Annotated in this window: 16 protein-coding genes; 7 read left to right on the forward strand and 9 right to left on the reverse strand. The window is 50.8% G+C overall.

Going from position 1 to position 14,725, the window contains the following annotated elements:
* Window positions 1–244 precede the first annotated feature (244 nt).
* A complete protein-coding gene (locus KA369_02100; GenBank protein MBP7734744.1) occupies window positions 245–637 on the forward strand; it encodes a response regulator in 393 nt (130 codons plus the stop codon).
* Between the two features lie 3 nt (window positions 638–640).
* Here the strand turns inward: KA369_02100 and guaA are convergent, their stop codons facing one another.
* The gene (gene guaA / locus KA369_02105) at window positions 641–2,206 is read right to left on the reverse strand and encodes a glutamine-hydrolyzing GMP synthase (GenBank protein ID MBP7734745.1); all 1,566 of its coding nucleotides are present in this window, start codon (window positions 2,204–2,206) and stop codon (window positions 641–643) included.
* Window positions 2,203–2,733 carry a 5-(carboxyamino)imidazole ribonucleotide mutase gene (gene purE / locus KA369_02110; GenBank protein ID MBP7734746.1) on the reverse strand — a complete coding sequence of 177 codons (531 nt, stop codon included), beginning with the start codon at window positions 2,731–2,733 and terminating at the stop codon, window positions 2,203–2,205. Before purE ends, guaA begins: the two co-directional genes overlap by 4 nt.
* Window positions 2,734–3,023: 290 nt before the next feature.
* On the opposite strand from purE, the gene KA369_02115 reads away from it, so the two are divergent.
* From KA369_02115 to KA369_02140, 6 genes are all read left to right on the forward strand, one after another.
* Window positions 3,024–4,376 carry a tetratricopeptide repeat protein gene (locus KA369_02115; protein MBP7734747.1) on the forward strand — a complete coding sequence of 451 codons (1,353 nt, stop codon included), beginning with the start codon at window positions 3,024–3,026 and terminating at the stop codon, window positions 4,374–4,376.
* A 9-nt stretch (window positions 4,377–4,385) separates the two neighbouring features.
* Window positions 4,386–5,423 carry a hypothetical protein gene (locus KA369_02120; protein MBP7734748.1) on the forward strand — a complete coding sequence of 346 codons (1,038 nt, stop codon included), beginning with the start codon at window positions 4,386–4,388 and terminating at the stop codon, window positions 5,421–5,423.
* A 126-nt stretch (window positions 5,424–5,549) separates the two neighbouring features.
* The gene (locus tag KA369_02125) at window positions 5,550–6,032 is read left to right on the forward strand and encodes a chemotaxis protein CheD (GenBank protein ID MBP7734749.1); all 483 of its coding nucleotides are present in this window, start codon (window positions 5,550–5,552) and stop codon (window positions 6,030–6,032) included.
* A 23-nt stretch (window positions 6,033–6,055) separates the two neighbouring features.
* Complete coding sequence (locus KA369_02130; protein MBP7734750.1) at window positions 6,056–6,916, forward strand: HDOD domain-containing protein; 861 nt, start codon at window positions 6,056–6,058, stop codon at window positions 6,914–6,916.
* 4 nt (window positions 6,917–6,920) lie between these two features.
* Window positions 6,921–7,334, forward strand: a complete 414-nt coding sequence (locus KA369_02135; GenBank protein ID MBP7734751.1) for a hypothetical protein — start codon at window positions 6,921–6,923, stop codon at window positions 7,332–7,334.
* 43 nt (window positions 7,335–7,377) lie between these two features.
* Entirely contained in the window at window positions 7,378–8,313 is a 936-nt protein-coding gene (locus KA369_02140) for a hypothetical protein (protein MBP7734752.1), read from the forward strand.
* 65 nt (window positions 8,314–8,378) lie between these two features.
* Here the strand turns inward: KA369_02140 and KA369_02145 are convergent, their stop codons facing one another.
* From KA369_02145 to KA369_02175, 7 genes are all read right to left on the reverse strand, one after another.
* Entirely contained in the window at window positions 8,379–8,585 is a 207-nt protein-coding gene (locus KA369_02145; protein ID MBP7734753.1) for a hypothetical protein, read from the reverse strand.
* A gap of 127 nt (window positions 8,586–8,712) precedes the next feature.
* Window positions 8,713–9,171 carry an SsrA-binding protein SmpB gene (gene smpB, locus KA369_02150; GenBank protein MBP7734754.1) on the reverse strand — a complete coding sequence of 153 codons (459 nt, stop codon included), beginning with the start codon at window positions 9,169–9,171 and terminating at the stop codon, window positions 8,713–8,715.
* A gap of 106 nt (window positions 9,172–9,277) precedes the next feature.
* Window positions 9,278–10,843, reverse strand: coding sequence for a hypothetical protein (locus KA369_02155; protein MBP7734755.1), 1,566 nt, complete (start codon window positions 10,841–10,843; stop codon window positions 9,278–9,280).
* A 79-nt stretch (window positions 10,844–10,922) separates the two neighbouring features.
* Window positions 10,923–11,990, reverse strand: coding sequence for a phosphotransferase family protein (locus KA369_02160; protein ID MBP7734756.1), 1,068 nt, complete (start codon window positions 11,988–11,990; stop codon window positions 10,923–10,925).
* A gap of 44 nt (window positions 11,991–12,034) precedes the next feature.
* Entirely contained in the window at window positions 12,035–12,682 is a 648-nt protein-coding gene (locus tag KA369_02165; protein MBP7734757.1) for a TetR/AcrR family transcriptional regulator, read from the reverse strand.
* Between the two features lie 47 nt (window positions 12,683–12,729).
* The gene (locus tag KA369_02170) at window positions 12,730–13,947 is read right to left on the reverse strand and encodes an acyl-CoA dehydrogenase family protein (protein ID MBP7734758.1); all 1,218 of its coding nucleotides are present in this window, start codon (window positions 13,945–13,947) and stop codon (window positions 12,730–12,732) included.
* 57 nt (window positions 13,948–14,004) lie between these two features.
* On the reverse strand, window positions 14,005–14,715 hold the full coding sequence (locus tag KA369_02175; GenBank protein MBP7734759.1) for a histidine phosphatase family protein: 711 nt from the start codon (window positions 14,713–14,715) through the stop codon (window positions 14,005–14,007).
* Window positions 14,716–14,725 lie beyond the last annotated feature (10 nt).

The following is a 14,725-nucleotide window of genomic DNA, read 5'->3' on the forward strand; positions in this document are numbered from 1 at the left end:
AGAGCAGTATTTCTTATCTTTAAATTTCATTAATAATCATCGTTTATTAACAAAAAACGGGAATATTTTTTAATGAAAAAATCACAAAATTTGATATAGTGGCAAAATATTTTTTATTTTAAAAAAAATTGTCATCTAATACCTTAAAAAAGCACTATATTGATATGGTGCGTTGTTTTTTGTATACAGTACCAGATTAAAAAACAGTAATAAATATACTGTTTAATTTTAAAATAGGTGCTTGATGATTAAAACCAGAGTAGTACTTGTCGAAGACGATTCAATAACAGCCTATGCCATTCAAAAGATGCTCGAAAACCTGGATTATGCAGTCATTGACACCTTTGTATCCGGCGAAGATACCCTTGATAAAATCAGCATACTGGATCCTGATATCATCCTTATGGATATCACCCTCAAGGGAAAAATAAACGGTATTGAAACAGCGGCGGTCATAAATAAGAAATTCGGGATACCCATAATCTATCTCACGGCGAACACGAATTATGACACGATTCAAAAAGCCAAGGAGACAACGAAGTCCTATGGATATCTATTGAAGCCCGTCAGGGGGATCGACCTGCACTGGACCATCAACACCGCGCTGAAGCGCCACAAGCTTGAGGGGTCAGTGTGATTGTCATTCCCATTCGATGGTGCTGGGCGGCTTCGAGGAAATATCATACACCACCCTGTTGATCCCTTTTACCTCATTGATGATCCGATTTGAAATTTTTCTGAGAAGAGCCTCCGGGAGATAGGCCCAGTCCGCGGTCATGGCATCCACGGAGGTCACGCCACGGATGGCTATGACGTTCTCATAGGTCCTGCTGTCCCCCATGACACCGACCGACTTTACCGGCAGATACACGGCGAAGATCTGCCACAGATCGTTGTAAAGCCCTGCATCCTTGATCTCCCGAACCACGATATCGTCCGCCTCCTGGAGGATCCGGATCCGCTCTTGAGTGACTTCGCCGATTATCCTGATGGCAAGACCTGGCCCCGGGAAGGGCTGACGGTTGATGAGCTCCTCCGGCATGCCGAGGACCCGTCCCAGTTCCCGGACCTCGTCCTTGAAAAGCTCCTTGAGCGGTTCGATGACCCTTCCGGACTTTATCAGCTTCAGGACTTCCGGAACACGGTTATGATGGCTCTTGATTGTGTCAGAGGGTCCCTTCGTGGATACCGATTCAATGACATCCGGATAGAGGGTCCCCTGGGCCAGGAAATCGAACCGGCCGATCTTCTTCGCCTCCTCCATGAAAACCTTGATGAACTCGCGGCCGATGATCCTCCGTTTCTGCTCCGGTTTATCGACGCCGCGGAGCTTTTTCAGGAACCGCGCCGAGGCGTCGGCATAAATCAGGTTCAGCTTCATGTGCTTGTTAAAACGCTCCACCACCTGGAGGTGTTCGTTTTTCCGCAGCACGCCGTTATTCACGAAGACGCAGTAGCACCGATCGCCGAGGGCTTTCTGGAGCAGCACCGCCGTTACCGACGAATCGACCCCGCCAGACAGGCCCAGGAGCACGGTCCCGTCCTTGACCTCATTCCGTATCGCTTCCACCGATGTCTCGATAAAGGATTCCATGTTCCAGGTCGGGCGGAGGTTGCATATGCCGAAGAGGAAATTCTCAAGGACCTTTTTCCCGTTCACCGTATGGTACACTTCCGGATGGAATTGCACCCCGTAGATCTTTGAATCCCTGTGCTCGATGGCCGCAGTTTCCGCGTTTTCCGATGAGGCGATAACTGAAAAACCCGGAGGCGGAGCCACCACCTTGTCGCCGTGACTCATCCACACCTGCTCGCGGCGGGACAATCCTTTGAAAAGAGGCGATTCTTCTCGTATGTCTATAAACGCACGCCCGTATTCCTTGGACCGGGCGCTCTCTATTTTTCCCTTGAAGGCCTCTACGACCTGGTAGAGGCCGTAACATATTCCCAGCATGGGGATGTTCAAAGAAAAGATCTCCGGCGCCGCCTGGGGCGCCCCTTTTTCATAGGTCGACGACGGTCCTCCGGAGAGTATGATGGCCGCGGGTTTTTCCTTCTTGATCTCTTCAACAGGATAATAATAGGGCACGATCTCCGCGTATACATGGAGCTCCCTGATCTTGCGGGCTATGAGCTGCGTATATTGTGACCCAAAATCAAGAATAACGATCCGCTCATTGGGAATCTGAACGGCATGATCGATCATCTGCCTGCCTCTTTGTTTTTAATGTATTCTTTTAATCCCATCTTCTTCAGCTGTTCGTTCCTTCCCGAAATTTTATCCGCCATGGACTTCCGGTAGCTCAGGAGGCGCTCGGCGCAGCCCCCGTCGGACAATGCGAGGATGCTCACCGCGAACAGGGCCGCGTTGGCCCCGCCCGCCTTCCCCGCCGCCATTGCCGCGACCGGGATACCGGCGGGCATCTGGATGATCGACAGCATTGAATCAAGCCCCCCCGCAATGGCGGTCTCTATGGGTATACCTATCACGGGAAGTGTCGTATGGGAGGCCACGACGCCGGGAAGATGGGCCGCGCCGCCCGCGGCTGCTATGATCACCTTGAGGCCCCTCTTTGACGCCGTTGATGACCATTCCATGGTCTGGACCGGACAGCGGTGCGCTGAAGAAATAATGACTTCAAAACCGACCCGGAGCTCATCGAGAATGTCAAAGCAGTCTTTGATCTTGGGCAGGTCAGAGTCGCTTCCCACTATTATGCCGACTTCAGCCATGGCAACCTCCTAAACAATGCTTCCCATCGAAATGGTTTATGGAATGATCATATGTAGTGCGATTAATTTCCACCAGATTGTAAAGAAAAATAAAATTGAAAAAATGGTTATTTTGTCAATTATGAAATTTATCACGACACCAATATGTTTCGCCCGCCGATAATCTACTTGACGGAAGATACAACCACGCCATATAAATAGAAAGATATTGTATACACCCTCCGTGGTGTAGCTATGTTCCTCTGGATCCAGGTTCCAGTGAAAACAATAGGATACTTGAGTAGAATATAATGAGTTATGCCATACTTGCATTCTTCCTCGTATTAATCATTATTATTTTCATCATTGTTAAATCAACTTCTTTTCCTTCGAAAATCCGAAAAGCTGAGGAATACCTTGAAGATAATGATATAAGCAAGGCCAATGAAATCATAAAAAAAATCCTGGATCAAAAGGGCGACTATGCCCCGGCCCGGTACCTCCGGGCCCAGATACTCATGAAGCAAAACCAGTACCTTCTGGCCATTTCAGAATTGAATAATATCCTGAGCCTTCCGGATTTCAGCAAGTTTATCAACGAAATCGAGATTCATTACCATCTTGCCCGCCTTTATCATGATACAAAGAACTTCCCCAAGGAAATCGAGGAATACAAGGCCATCCTGACCTTCAATCCCGAAGACCTTACGGCCAACCACCGCATAGGCCATGCCCTGTATAAAAAGAAAGAGTACAAGAAAGCCCGGGAACACCTGATCAGGGCCATTACCCTGAATCCCTCCCTTACCGATATCTACCTGCCCCTGGGGATATCATGCTACAATATCTCCGATTACGAAAAAGGCGAGGAATACCTCACCAAGGCCATGTCCGTACCGGGTGATAACAGCGACGCTCAATTTCACCTCGGCTCCATTTATCAAATGAAAAAAGACTTCCGAAGCGCCATCACGATGTTTGATAAATCAAAAAAGGAACGGAAGTATTATTTGAAGAGCATCTACAAGATCGGCGAAATCTATCACCAGATGGAAGAATACGACAACGCCATCGAAATCCTTGAACAGGGCCTCGGCAGTCTCAAGGAAAAGGATGAAGAATCGCACCAGTACCGCTATCTCCTAGCCGAATGCTATGAACACCAGAACAAGATAAAAGAAGCCTTTCATCACTGGACCAAAATAGCGGAAGAGAATCCAAATTTCCGCGGGACCCGCCTCAAGATTGAATCCTATCAGGACATTCTCGGCAATGACAGCCTTATGACCATGTTTATCTCGTCACTGGAATCATTGCAGCCGACCATAGTGGAAACCATATCGAGCCTCAACTACAACATCATCTCCAAGGACCGGATCAACTCCAACGAATACCAATACCGGGCCTACAACATCAAGAGAATCAACGACCCGCCCATCCTGATCTATTTCCACAGGACCACCAGGGAAATAACAGAAGAAAACATGAATGATTTTCATAAGCTCATCAATGAGGAAAAATGCAAGACCGGTATCTATATAACAACATCAAAATTCAGCATCAGGGCAAAGGCCTTTGCTCAGTCAAAGACCATTGAACTCTATGATGCGGAATTCCTGAAGCGGATAGTGGAAAAAATTCAAACCAGAAAAAAAATGAAATAAAGTAACGTCATGATAAAAATCTATACCATAGTCACCGCCATAACCTGTTCTTTCATTGCAATCCTCACAGGGTGTTCCCTTGATCCGGACAGAAAACTGGACAAAGCCATTGCCGCCTACAACGAAAAACAGCCCAATGCCCTCCAGATCCTCGAAGAAGAATTCATCAATACTGTCTCCATCGGTTCAGTGGAAGGGACAAATCTTCAATCAAACGGCGCCCTTCTATATAAAATCCAGGACAACGGCGCGGAAGTTGTATACCCATCCACATACAAGTACACACTGACAGACAGTGAGGCCATAACCTGTATTGACAGAACCGCTGATTATGCCGTCATCAGCGACGGAATCAAATTCTGTATCTATAACGGAGACGGCGATCATCGAAACGATGAAACCATCGGAGAGAAAAAAAACAGGGTCAAAGCCGTTTCCATAGACGGAGACACCATAATCTACTATAAAAATTTCAAGCTGTATCGCTACAGTATTCTCCATAATACGAGCGAACTGCTTCATAAAGAATCATTTCCTCCACCCTACGCCAATTACTACAGGGTTAGTCTTTCCAAGCGGGACGATCTTCTCTGTATCTTATCCGGCATTGCCGGCTCGTATTTCTATAACCTTTTACAGATATCCAACGGCGCTGTAGTCATCAAGAACCTGGCTTTGTCTTCCTCGAAATACCATTTGGGCGAAAATACTATCCGATATATAACGGGGAATTCAGGGAACTGGGAAATAATGCAGTACGCCATCGGAAGTAAAGAAAAGAAATCCCTGGCCAAACTGACAGACATTGTCGACATTGAACTTGTCGGCCAAGGTTATGTTGTCGAATCCTCCAAGGGACTATGGGCTGCCCGGTATGGAATGGAAAAAAAACCCATACCCTTCGCCTACCAGCTGGGGGGGGGCTATAAAGGCAGGATTCTGTTAAAATACAGGAATGCCTATTACTTTATCGATATGAACAAGATGTTCGCCAGCCTGAAAAAAATCGAGGAACAAACGCCGGGTTTATTCATCAAATCACATTAATCCTGTCCCAATCTGCCTTTACCGGCAATTTGAAAATAAGTCCTAATGCTCTTGACAAATATGCTGGATTGTTATAGTATACAATTAATAACTTTTGAATAATCTTAATCGTGCAGAGTAATAGTTATGAGTGAAATTATTACGGTGGGTGTTGCCCAGGTACGAACATCTTCTTCTCCTGCCGTGTTGAGGACGATTCTCGGCAGCTGTGTCGGCATTTGCATTTACGACCGTGTTAAGAAAATCGGCGGCATGGCCCACATCCTCCTTCCGCAGAATCAGAAGGGAAATCCCAATCTGGAAAAATATGCCGATACCGCCATACCCTTCCTGGTAAAGGAGCTCCTGAAAGACGGATCGAAAAAAGAGAATCTTTCCGCCAAAATAGCCGGCGGCGCTTCCATGTTCAAATTCGGCTCAAATGTATCCCTTGGCCAGATCGGCGACCGCAACATCGAACAGACAAAGGTCGAGCTTCAGAAGCTCGGCATACCGATCCTCGTGGAAGATGTTGGCGGTAACCTTGGAAAAGTTATCGATTTTTACCTGGAAGACGGCCGCATGAAGGTCAAGGCCGGCGGACAGGAAAAAGTATACTATAAAGTTTAACAACGGTCGTCCGGAGACTGTGTATGGACCAGAATATAAAACAGCGCATCGAAGCAATAATTAACAATATCGACCAGCTGCCCCCCCTTCCTGAGGTGGCGAGCAAGGTCATAAATATGGTCAGCAACCCCGATGTTTCTTTTAAGGATGTTGCCCAGGAAATCTCAAAGAACCAGGCCATCACCGCCAATATATTGAAACTCTGCAATTCTGCTTTCTTCAGCAAGGGGAAAGAGATAACGTCCATTGACCGCGCCATCGTTACCCTGGGCCTCAAGGAAGTGAAGGACATAGTGCTCCTGGTAGTGGCAAAGCCTGTGCTGGACAAGCCTGTGATGGGATATGACCTGGGTCAGGGTGACCTCTGGAAGCAGGGACTTGCCGTGGCTACCATGTCCCGTGACATCGCCATAGCGAAAAAGAAAAAGGAAATCGCCGATGTTGTCTTCACCGGAGGCATCATTCACAATGTCGGCAAGGTCGTTATCGCCCTCTATGTCCAGCAGGCCTTCAAGGAGATATTGAAACTGGTGCAAACACAAAACGTTCCTTTTCATATTGCAGAAAAGGAAATCATGGGATACAACCACCAGGAAGTCGGTGAAAAAATCCTGACCAAGTGGAATTTCCCGCCGGTCCTCAGGTCCATCGTCAGTTTTTACCAGGATCCTGTCGGCGCCCCCGCTGAGCACATGTTCGAGGTATCAATCGTACACATTGCCAATGCCATCTGCCTCATGGGCGGCATAGGCATCGGCAATGACGGTCTGTACCATGAGATCAAGGACGAAGCCATTAAAAAAGTTGGCCTCAGCCAGGCTGAACTCGAGGAATTCTATACCCGGGTTCCGGAAATCCTGAAAAAGATCAGAGATCTGCAATAGAGCCATGTACCTGATAAAAACGTGCCCCACCTGTAAAACCAGGCTCCGGTTTCCCATCGACAAAGGAACCATCAAGGTCAAATGCAATTGCGGATACAGCTTTGTCGCCAATCCCGACAATACCGACATATACAAGGACGCTTCCTTCGACCTCAGTCACACGACGGGGACGCTGAAAAAAATGACCCCTCTTAAGAGCGCCCTTGACAGCATCCGGTTTGATCAAATCATACCATCCTTGATCAATAAATTTCTCGATATCAAATACAAGCTCCAGAATTTCCGTCTTCTTCCTTACGCCGAAAAGAAAAAATTAGTGCTCACCCTATTCCTGTCATGCGCCGGGCTGATCGGCATGATCGTCACTTTTTACCTTCTCACCCGCATGTCTGAAACCAGCGGTAAGATCATCATTTGACGCCCCCTCTTTCATCGGTCGCTCCGGCAGCGCATTCATAGCCATGGCCTCAGATTATCATATCAATGACACAACACACTATCACCGAGAAGGATTACAGACCCTCGGCTGGGAGCTCACCGTGACCAATGCCCTGGAAGGCGCGTCAAGCCCCTGCCGAAGCGTCCTGGAAAAGCCGGGAAGCTTCGGAGAGCTCCTTTTCGATCATCTGAGCAAACTCATCCCGCTGAACACACTTTCATCTGTGGCCGAAATCGGAGGGGGCTATGGATTCCTCATGAGGGACTTTTTGCGAAAAGGAAGCTTTACCAAAGTGGCTATGATCGATCTCTCCCCGGTGCTGCTGAACAAGCAGAGAGAAACCCTGAAGGATTGTGGCGTATCCTTCCTGGAAAACGATTTTTTCTACATCGGTGCCTCATTTTACAATGCTTATGATCTGGTGATCCTGAATGAAATAGTCGGCGATTTCCCAACCATCTGCGATATATCCCCTGATAGTATGGCGTCCCCTCACGACGATCCCTTCACAGAAAAGATATCGCGGTTTTTCCACAACTACGCACTGCCCGTTCCGGAGCGTACATTCAATCTTAATATCGGCGCCATGGAAGCAGTGGAAAAACTCTGCTCAGCCGGCGTCAGGTACATATACCTGAGTGAACACAGTTGCGAAGCAACGGTGCCGGAAGAACTGAAACATAAGATCACTATTACGAGCGCCATGAACCCCGAACGGATACCCCTTATGGGGCACTGCGAATACACCATCCGGTTTTCCTATCTGGTCCGGATCGCCGAACAACTGGGCTATCGTGTACTGAGGGGCCAGTACAGGGACTTCATAAGCGTCAATTATTCCGGCAGGGTGAATTTCATACTGACGTCACATTCACAGAAAGATGACCATGAAATCATACGGCAGTTTATCGAAGATCTATTCAAGTACGAGTATGTGGTGCTGATGAGGCAGGATTGAAACAGGATTTAAAAATGGAGCGGGGCACCTCCGTCAGAGGCGGAGGCAGCCCCTTCTGAGCCGATTTACGCTCCCATTTCCTTTTTTCTCTGGAGCAGCTGCTTGTAATATTTTGAGCCGGTCATGTTACCTTTCTCAATTTCCTCGAGTTTCGAGGTGAGCTCTTTCGCGGTCATTCTATTGATCTTTTTTGTCTTGCCGGCCGCAGCCTGTGCTCCCTCCGGAGCGGCCGCTCCCTCCGCAGGCTGAGTTGCTTGTACTTCATCCGCCATACTGGTTTCCTCGTTATAATATAGTTGCTGAGCGCCTGAGCTTCCGATGCATCCGGGGGAAGCGCACAATCCCACGGGCAATAGTACCTAAGAACGTATCATAGATGCTGTCAAGACTTTTATTGGGCTAGCGGTAGTTCTTCCATTCGCGCTGCAGTTCACGGTCCACTTCGCGCTTCTTGATGCTGTCCCTCTTGTCGTACTTGGCCTTTCCACGGGCCAGGCCGAGCTCCACCTTGACTTTCCCATTTTTGAAATAGAGTTTCAGCGGCACCAGGGTAAAACCCTTCTCCTGAACCTTGCCGATGAGCCTCTTGATTTCGTGCCGGTGGAGCAGCAGCTTCCGGTCATGGACCGGTTCGTGGTTGAACCTGTTGGCCATCTCGTACACGGCGATGTTCATTCCCGTGATAAACATCTCGCCGTCCTTGACGCGGGCATAGGCCTCCTGGATGCTCGCCTTTTTCTGGCGGAGCGATTTCACCTCGCTTCCCCTCAGTACAATGCCCGCCTCGAAGGTCTCGATTATCTCGTAATCGAACCGGGCCTTCTTGTTCCGCGCTATTTCAATATAAGAATCAGCCATGGTCTTCTCCAGGGACAACAGGCGTTAGGGTGCACCCCGGCGCGGTTAAGCGTCAAGATTAATACGCATCAGGGGCTGGATTTTTCTGAAAAGCGTTTGAATCGGCTCATTCCTTCATGATCGAATCGGCGCAGCGTATTCCGTCAACGGCTGAGCTCACGATGCCTCCGGCGTACCCCGCTCCTTCACCGATGGGATAGAGGCCCCTGAGTGAAACAGACTGAAAGTCATCGTTTCTTCCGATGCGCACCGGCGACGAGGTCCTTGTTTCAACACCGATGAGTATCCCGCTATCGCTCACGAATCCCCTCATTTTTTTTTCGAATTGGGCCAGTCCAGCCTTCAACTCCTCGGTAATCCATACCGGAATGCACCGGTTCAGGTCCGCCGGAACGATCCCGGGACGGTATGACACCGGGGGAAGGTCCGTGTCGATCCTGCCACGGATGAAATTCGTTACCCTCTGGGCAGGGGCTGTAAAGGACCCACCTCCCATGGCATAGGCATGTTCCTCAACGGTACGCTGCAGCGCAATCCCTCCAAGGGGATCCTCCCCGCAGTCATCGGGTGACACGGTAACGGCAATGGCCGCATTGGAATAGGGATAATTTCTGGCTGAAAGGCTCATCCCGTTGGTGCACAATCTTCCCTGTTCGGAGGAGGAATTGATGATCCTTCCGCCGGGGCACATGCAGAACGTGTATACCCCCCTGCCGGTTGCGCCATTGTTATGGGCCAGGGCGTACTCGGCATTGGGCAGGATGTCCCGGTAGCGGGAATTTCCGTACTGAATGGAATTGATCAATTCAGCGGGATGCTCGATTCTCACACCCATGGCGAAGCCTTTTCTTTCCAGGGCAACCCCCCTGTCCCGGAGCATCCCGTAGGTATCCCGGGCTGAATGGCCGATGGCAAGCACCACCTTCGAGGCCCTGATCTCCCTCGCCGCGGAGGTGATGACCCCGGCCAGCGATCCGCCGGATACGATCAGATCGACGACGGTTTCATTAAAATGTATGGACGAACCGGATTCGATGATCCTCTGCCTGATATTTTTCACAATTCCCCTGAGGCGGTCCGTGCCGATGTGGGGCTTTGCGTCATAGAGGATGGCAGACGGCGCGCCGCACTGCACCATCATGGAAAAAAGCCAGTCTATCTCGGGACGCCTGGTGCGCGTTGTCAGCTTGCCGTCCGAATAGGTCCCGGCCCCTCCCTCGCCGAAGAGGACGTTGCTCCTTTCATCCAGGATGCCCCGGCGCTCCAGGATCTCTATGTCCTTCATCCGCTCATCCACCGGCTTTCCCCGCTCGATGATTTCAACCCTGTTCCCTGCCTCGATGAGCCTGAGGCCGCAGAAAAGGCCGGCCGGGCCGCTTCCCACAATGACGATCCTTTCCGATATTTTCTTTTTGGGAACCGCGGGAAATTCTTTCGATTCATAGGGAGAAATGTCCCTCTGTTTCAGAAGGAAGGCGCCTGTTTGATCGTCCACATCGACGACAACACGGAACCGGTATACGATTTTTTCTTTTTTTCTCGCGTCAAGGGACCGGCGCAGAATTGTTATGGAAAAATCGCCATCGATTGAATAGAGTTCCCTGATGCGGTCTTGCAGGAGGGAGCTGTCTTCATCAGGGCTAAGAATGACATTATCGACAAGGATCTTCATGGAATGATAATGAAAGCCATGAAGGAAAATTTGTCAAGATGAGAATAATCTATCCTGACCCAACGGTGCCGTCAATTACCTACCATTTCGACGTTTCCACGACCTGCTTCGCCACGGTCTCCAGGATCTTCACGGCGCCGATGAGCATCTTGAAGCGCTCATCCTTGGTCTGGCCGTGATAGAAGCGGTAATAGATCTGCTGGGCGATGACGGCAAGTCGAAACAGGCCGAAGCAGAAGTAAAAGTCAAAATCCTTCACTGGCCGCCCCATTATCTCGCCGTAGAGGGCCACCTGCTCCCTGCGCGTAAGCATTCCCTCTATGTTTGTCGCCATCATCCTGATCATCTGCACGTTGGGGGGATCATCCTTCTCGATCCAGTAGGCGACGGAGTTCCCCAGGTCCATCAGGGGATCGCCCAGGGTCGCCATCTCCCAGTCGAGGATGCCTATGATCTCAAGGGGATTCCGGGGATTCAGGACCACGTTGTCGTACTTGTAATCGTTATGGATGAGGCAGGGCCTGTCGGTATCAGCGGGCATGGTGTCGGTAAGCCATTTCATGATGTTCTCGTAATCAGGAGCGTCGGGCGTGCGGGCGTCCCGGTACCTGCCGATCCATCCTTCCACCTGGCGCCGGACATAGCCCTCCGGCTTTCCGAAATCAGCCAGGCCGGCCTTCTTGTAATCTACCGAATGGAGTTCGCACAGCACTTTGATCAGGTTCTCCGAGAGTGTCCTGGCGCCCTTCGGGTCAAGGACCATCCCTTCGGGAAGATTTTTCCGGATGATGAGGCCGTTGATCCGTTCCATGACATAAAAGGGACAGCCCATCACGGCCGGGTCCTCGGTATAGACCAGGGGTTCCGGGCAGTATTTGAAAACCGGTTTCAGGGCTTTTAATATGCGATACTCTCGGGACATGTCATGGCCCGATTTCGGTTTTTTCCCAAAGGGCGGCCTCCGCAAGATCATTTCCCTGTTGTCGGCTTTAACAAGATAGGTAAGATTGGAAAAGCCGCTCGGGAACTGTTTCACGGTCAATTCCCCCTTCAGGCCCGGTATCGAGTCCCTGAGGAAGTCGCCAACCTTTGCCAGGTCAAGCTCTTCGCCTTTTCTCACCTCAACGGGTTCGTCTTTTTTTGCCATAATCGCCGCCTCCTGTTGTGAACCTGTAGCTTCTTAAAATGTTATCATTTCTTATTGATTATAAATGACTCCACCATGTCGATGATGAACAGGGCATAGTCCTCTACAGATATCTTTCGCTGGGCATATTTCCACTGCTTCAGATACCAGTCCTGCATCATGGCCTTTATGACGGAGCCGGTAAGCTGAACATTCCCCACGTCAAAGACCTTGTTCTTGACGCCCTCTTCAAGGATATCAGTGATGACATGTTCGGTCATGAGCTCGCTTTCCACCGAGATCTTCCGGTATTTCTTGTTGAGGTTCTTCGTTTCCATGAAAAAGAAGTAAAACCAGCTTTTCATCACTTCGCTGAGGTACAGGTGGGTGCGGATTGCGCTTCGCAGCTTGTCCCTGGTTTCGCTGTCCCGGTCTATATGGTCCCGCAATATCCGCTCCACGGCGCGCTGGCCGTGGTACTGGATCATGCTCAAAAGGTCTTCCTTGCTCCCGAAGTAGGAATAGAGGGCCCCCATGCTGAGGCCCGATTCGCCGCTCAGGTCCCTAAGGCTCATGGCGTCGAATCCCTTCTTGTAGCTCAGCTTAAGCGTGGTGTTGACGATGGTGACCAGGTTCTTGACCGCCGTGTCTTCTTTTTTGATCTTAATGGTATCGCGGTTCTCCCGGTAGAAGTCCCTGCACAGGTCTTCCACCGATATCATCACCCTCTTGTTGAATTCCTGGAATGTCATCGTATCTTTTACTTTTTCCCTTTTTTCATCTCTCCGCCATAGCGCTTCAACAGGCGCGTTGCAAAGGAAGTCTTGTGCACTTCATCGGCGCCGTCGTAAATGCGGGCGGCCCGCTCGTGCCTGTAAAAGTAGGCGAGTATGGTATCGTCGGTCATGCCGAGGCCGCCGTGGACCTGCAGGGCACGGTCCACCACTGAATTCATGGTGTTGGCCACGACCCATTTTATGATTGAAACGTCGTCCCGGGCGTCCTTGGCCCCCACGGTGTCGATACGCCAGGCCGCGTACAGGGTAAGAAGCCGGGCCGCCTGTATCTCCGCAGCCGATTCGGAGACCCAGTTCTGGACGGTCTGCCTCGTGGCCAGGGTCTTGCCGCCCGGAGCTATGACCCGCTCGCTGGCGCGCCTGCACATCAGGTCAAAGGAGCGCTTGCATATGCCGAGCCACCGCATGCAGTGATGGATACGTCCCGGCCCCAGGCGCTCCTGGGCCAGGATAAAACCGTGCCCTTCCGGTCCCAGGAGGTTTTTCTGCGGCACCCGGCAGTTCTGGTAGAGAATCTCCCCGTGACTGGCGTAATCGCTCCCGCTGTGGCCCATGACCGGTATGTTCCGCACCAGGTTGAATCCCGGCGTGTCCGTCGGAACGATGATCATGCTTGCCTGCAGGTATGCCGGCGCATCGGGATTGGTCACTGCCATGCAGATTGCGAACTTCGAGCCGTCCGCCGCCGTGGTGTACCACTTGTGGCCGTTGATGACGTAATCGCTTCCGTCCTTGACCGCCGTTGTCTCAAGCATGACCGGGTTTGAGCCGGGCATATCCACTTCGGTCATTGAAAAACAGCTCCGGATCTTTCCCGCAACCAGTGGCTTCAAGTATTTTCCCTTCTGTTCTTCCGTGGCATGGAGGTGCAGAATTTCGATGTTTCCCGCGTCAGGAGCCTGGCAGCCGAACACGTAATGCCCCAGGGGCGTTCGCCCCAGGGCCTCGGACACGAGGCCGTGCTCCACCATGGTAAGGCCCATGCCGCCGAGCTCTGTTGGGTGGTTGGGGCCCCAGAGCTCCATGCGCCGCACCATGTCACGTTTCTCTTCCAGGACCGGCACCATGTCCCTGAATTCCGTGTTAACGAACTCAGGCTCAAGGGGAATGAGCTCCTTATCGATAAACTCGTTGATCATGTCGAGGATGGTCTGCATCTTGTCGGAGATGGTGAAATCCATGTGCCCTCCTTATTTCAGTATGATTATACTGTCTATTGTTCCCCGGATTCTTTCGTGCTACCGGTATGTTATCAGCTTCTCGTCGTTTTCCCGTTCCAGGTGAGCATATTCGTTAAAGGTCGCCATCATGATGCGATCCCTGGTGCACTTGAACCTGGTTATCGAGGTGTTGACCAGCTGCTCCGCTATCTTCATGGCCCCTTTTTCACCGAGACCGAGGGTCCTCTGCACAGCCACAGAGATGGTCCCTCCGGAGGTGAAAACCGCCACGTGCTTCCCGGCGCCGTCATTCCTCATTATCTCATCTATGGCCCCGTTCACCTTGTTCTTGAATTCTTCCCATGTCAAAAGGCCCGGTACCTGGTGTGAGCCGGTCGCCCACAGTCCCATGACCGCTTCAAAGACCCTCTGGAAGGCCTTCCGGTCCTTCATGAGGCTTGCCACATCGGAGGCAAGGGAGGGATCGGCTTTGATGGCATGGGGCGCCAGGGCCGGGAATATGTCATGGGTCGGATATTCATTGAGCCCCTCAAGGTGCCGTACCTCGGGGGCCGGGGCATTCACTTCTTTCAATAATGAGAGCAGGGCCTCGGCTGTCCTTACCTGGCGGGACAGGGTACCGGTATAGACCGCGTCAAAACGCCTGTTCATAACCTCAAAGTAATGGGCCAGAATCCTCGCCTGGCGGTGGCCGGTATCGGACAATTCATCGTAATCTTCCTTGCCGAAGGATGCCTGTCCATGGCGTATGAAATATAATGTGCTCATTGAATCCTCA

Source organism: Spirochaetota bacterium (genome assembly GCA_017999915.1).
In the GTDB taxonomy this organism is placed as follows: Bacteria; Spirochaetota; UBA4802; order UBA4802; family UBA5550; genus RBG-16-49-21.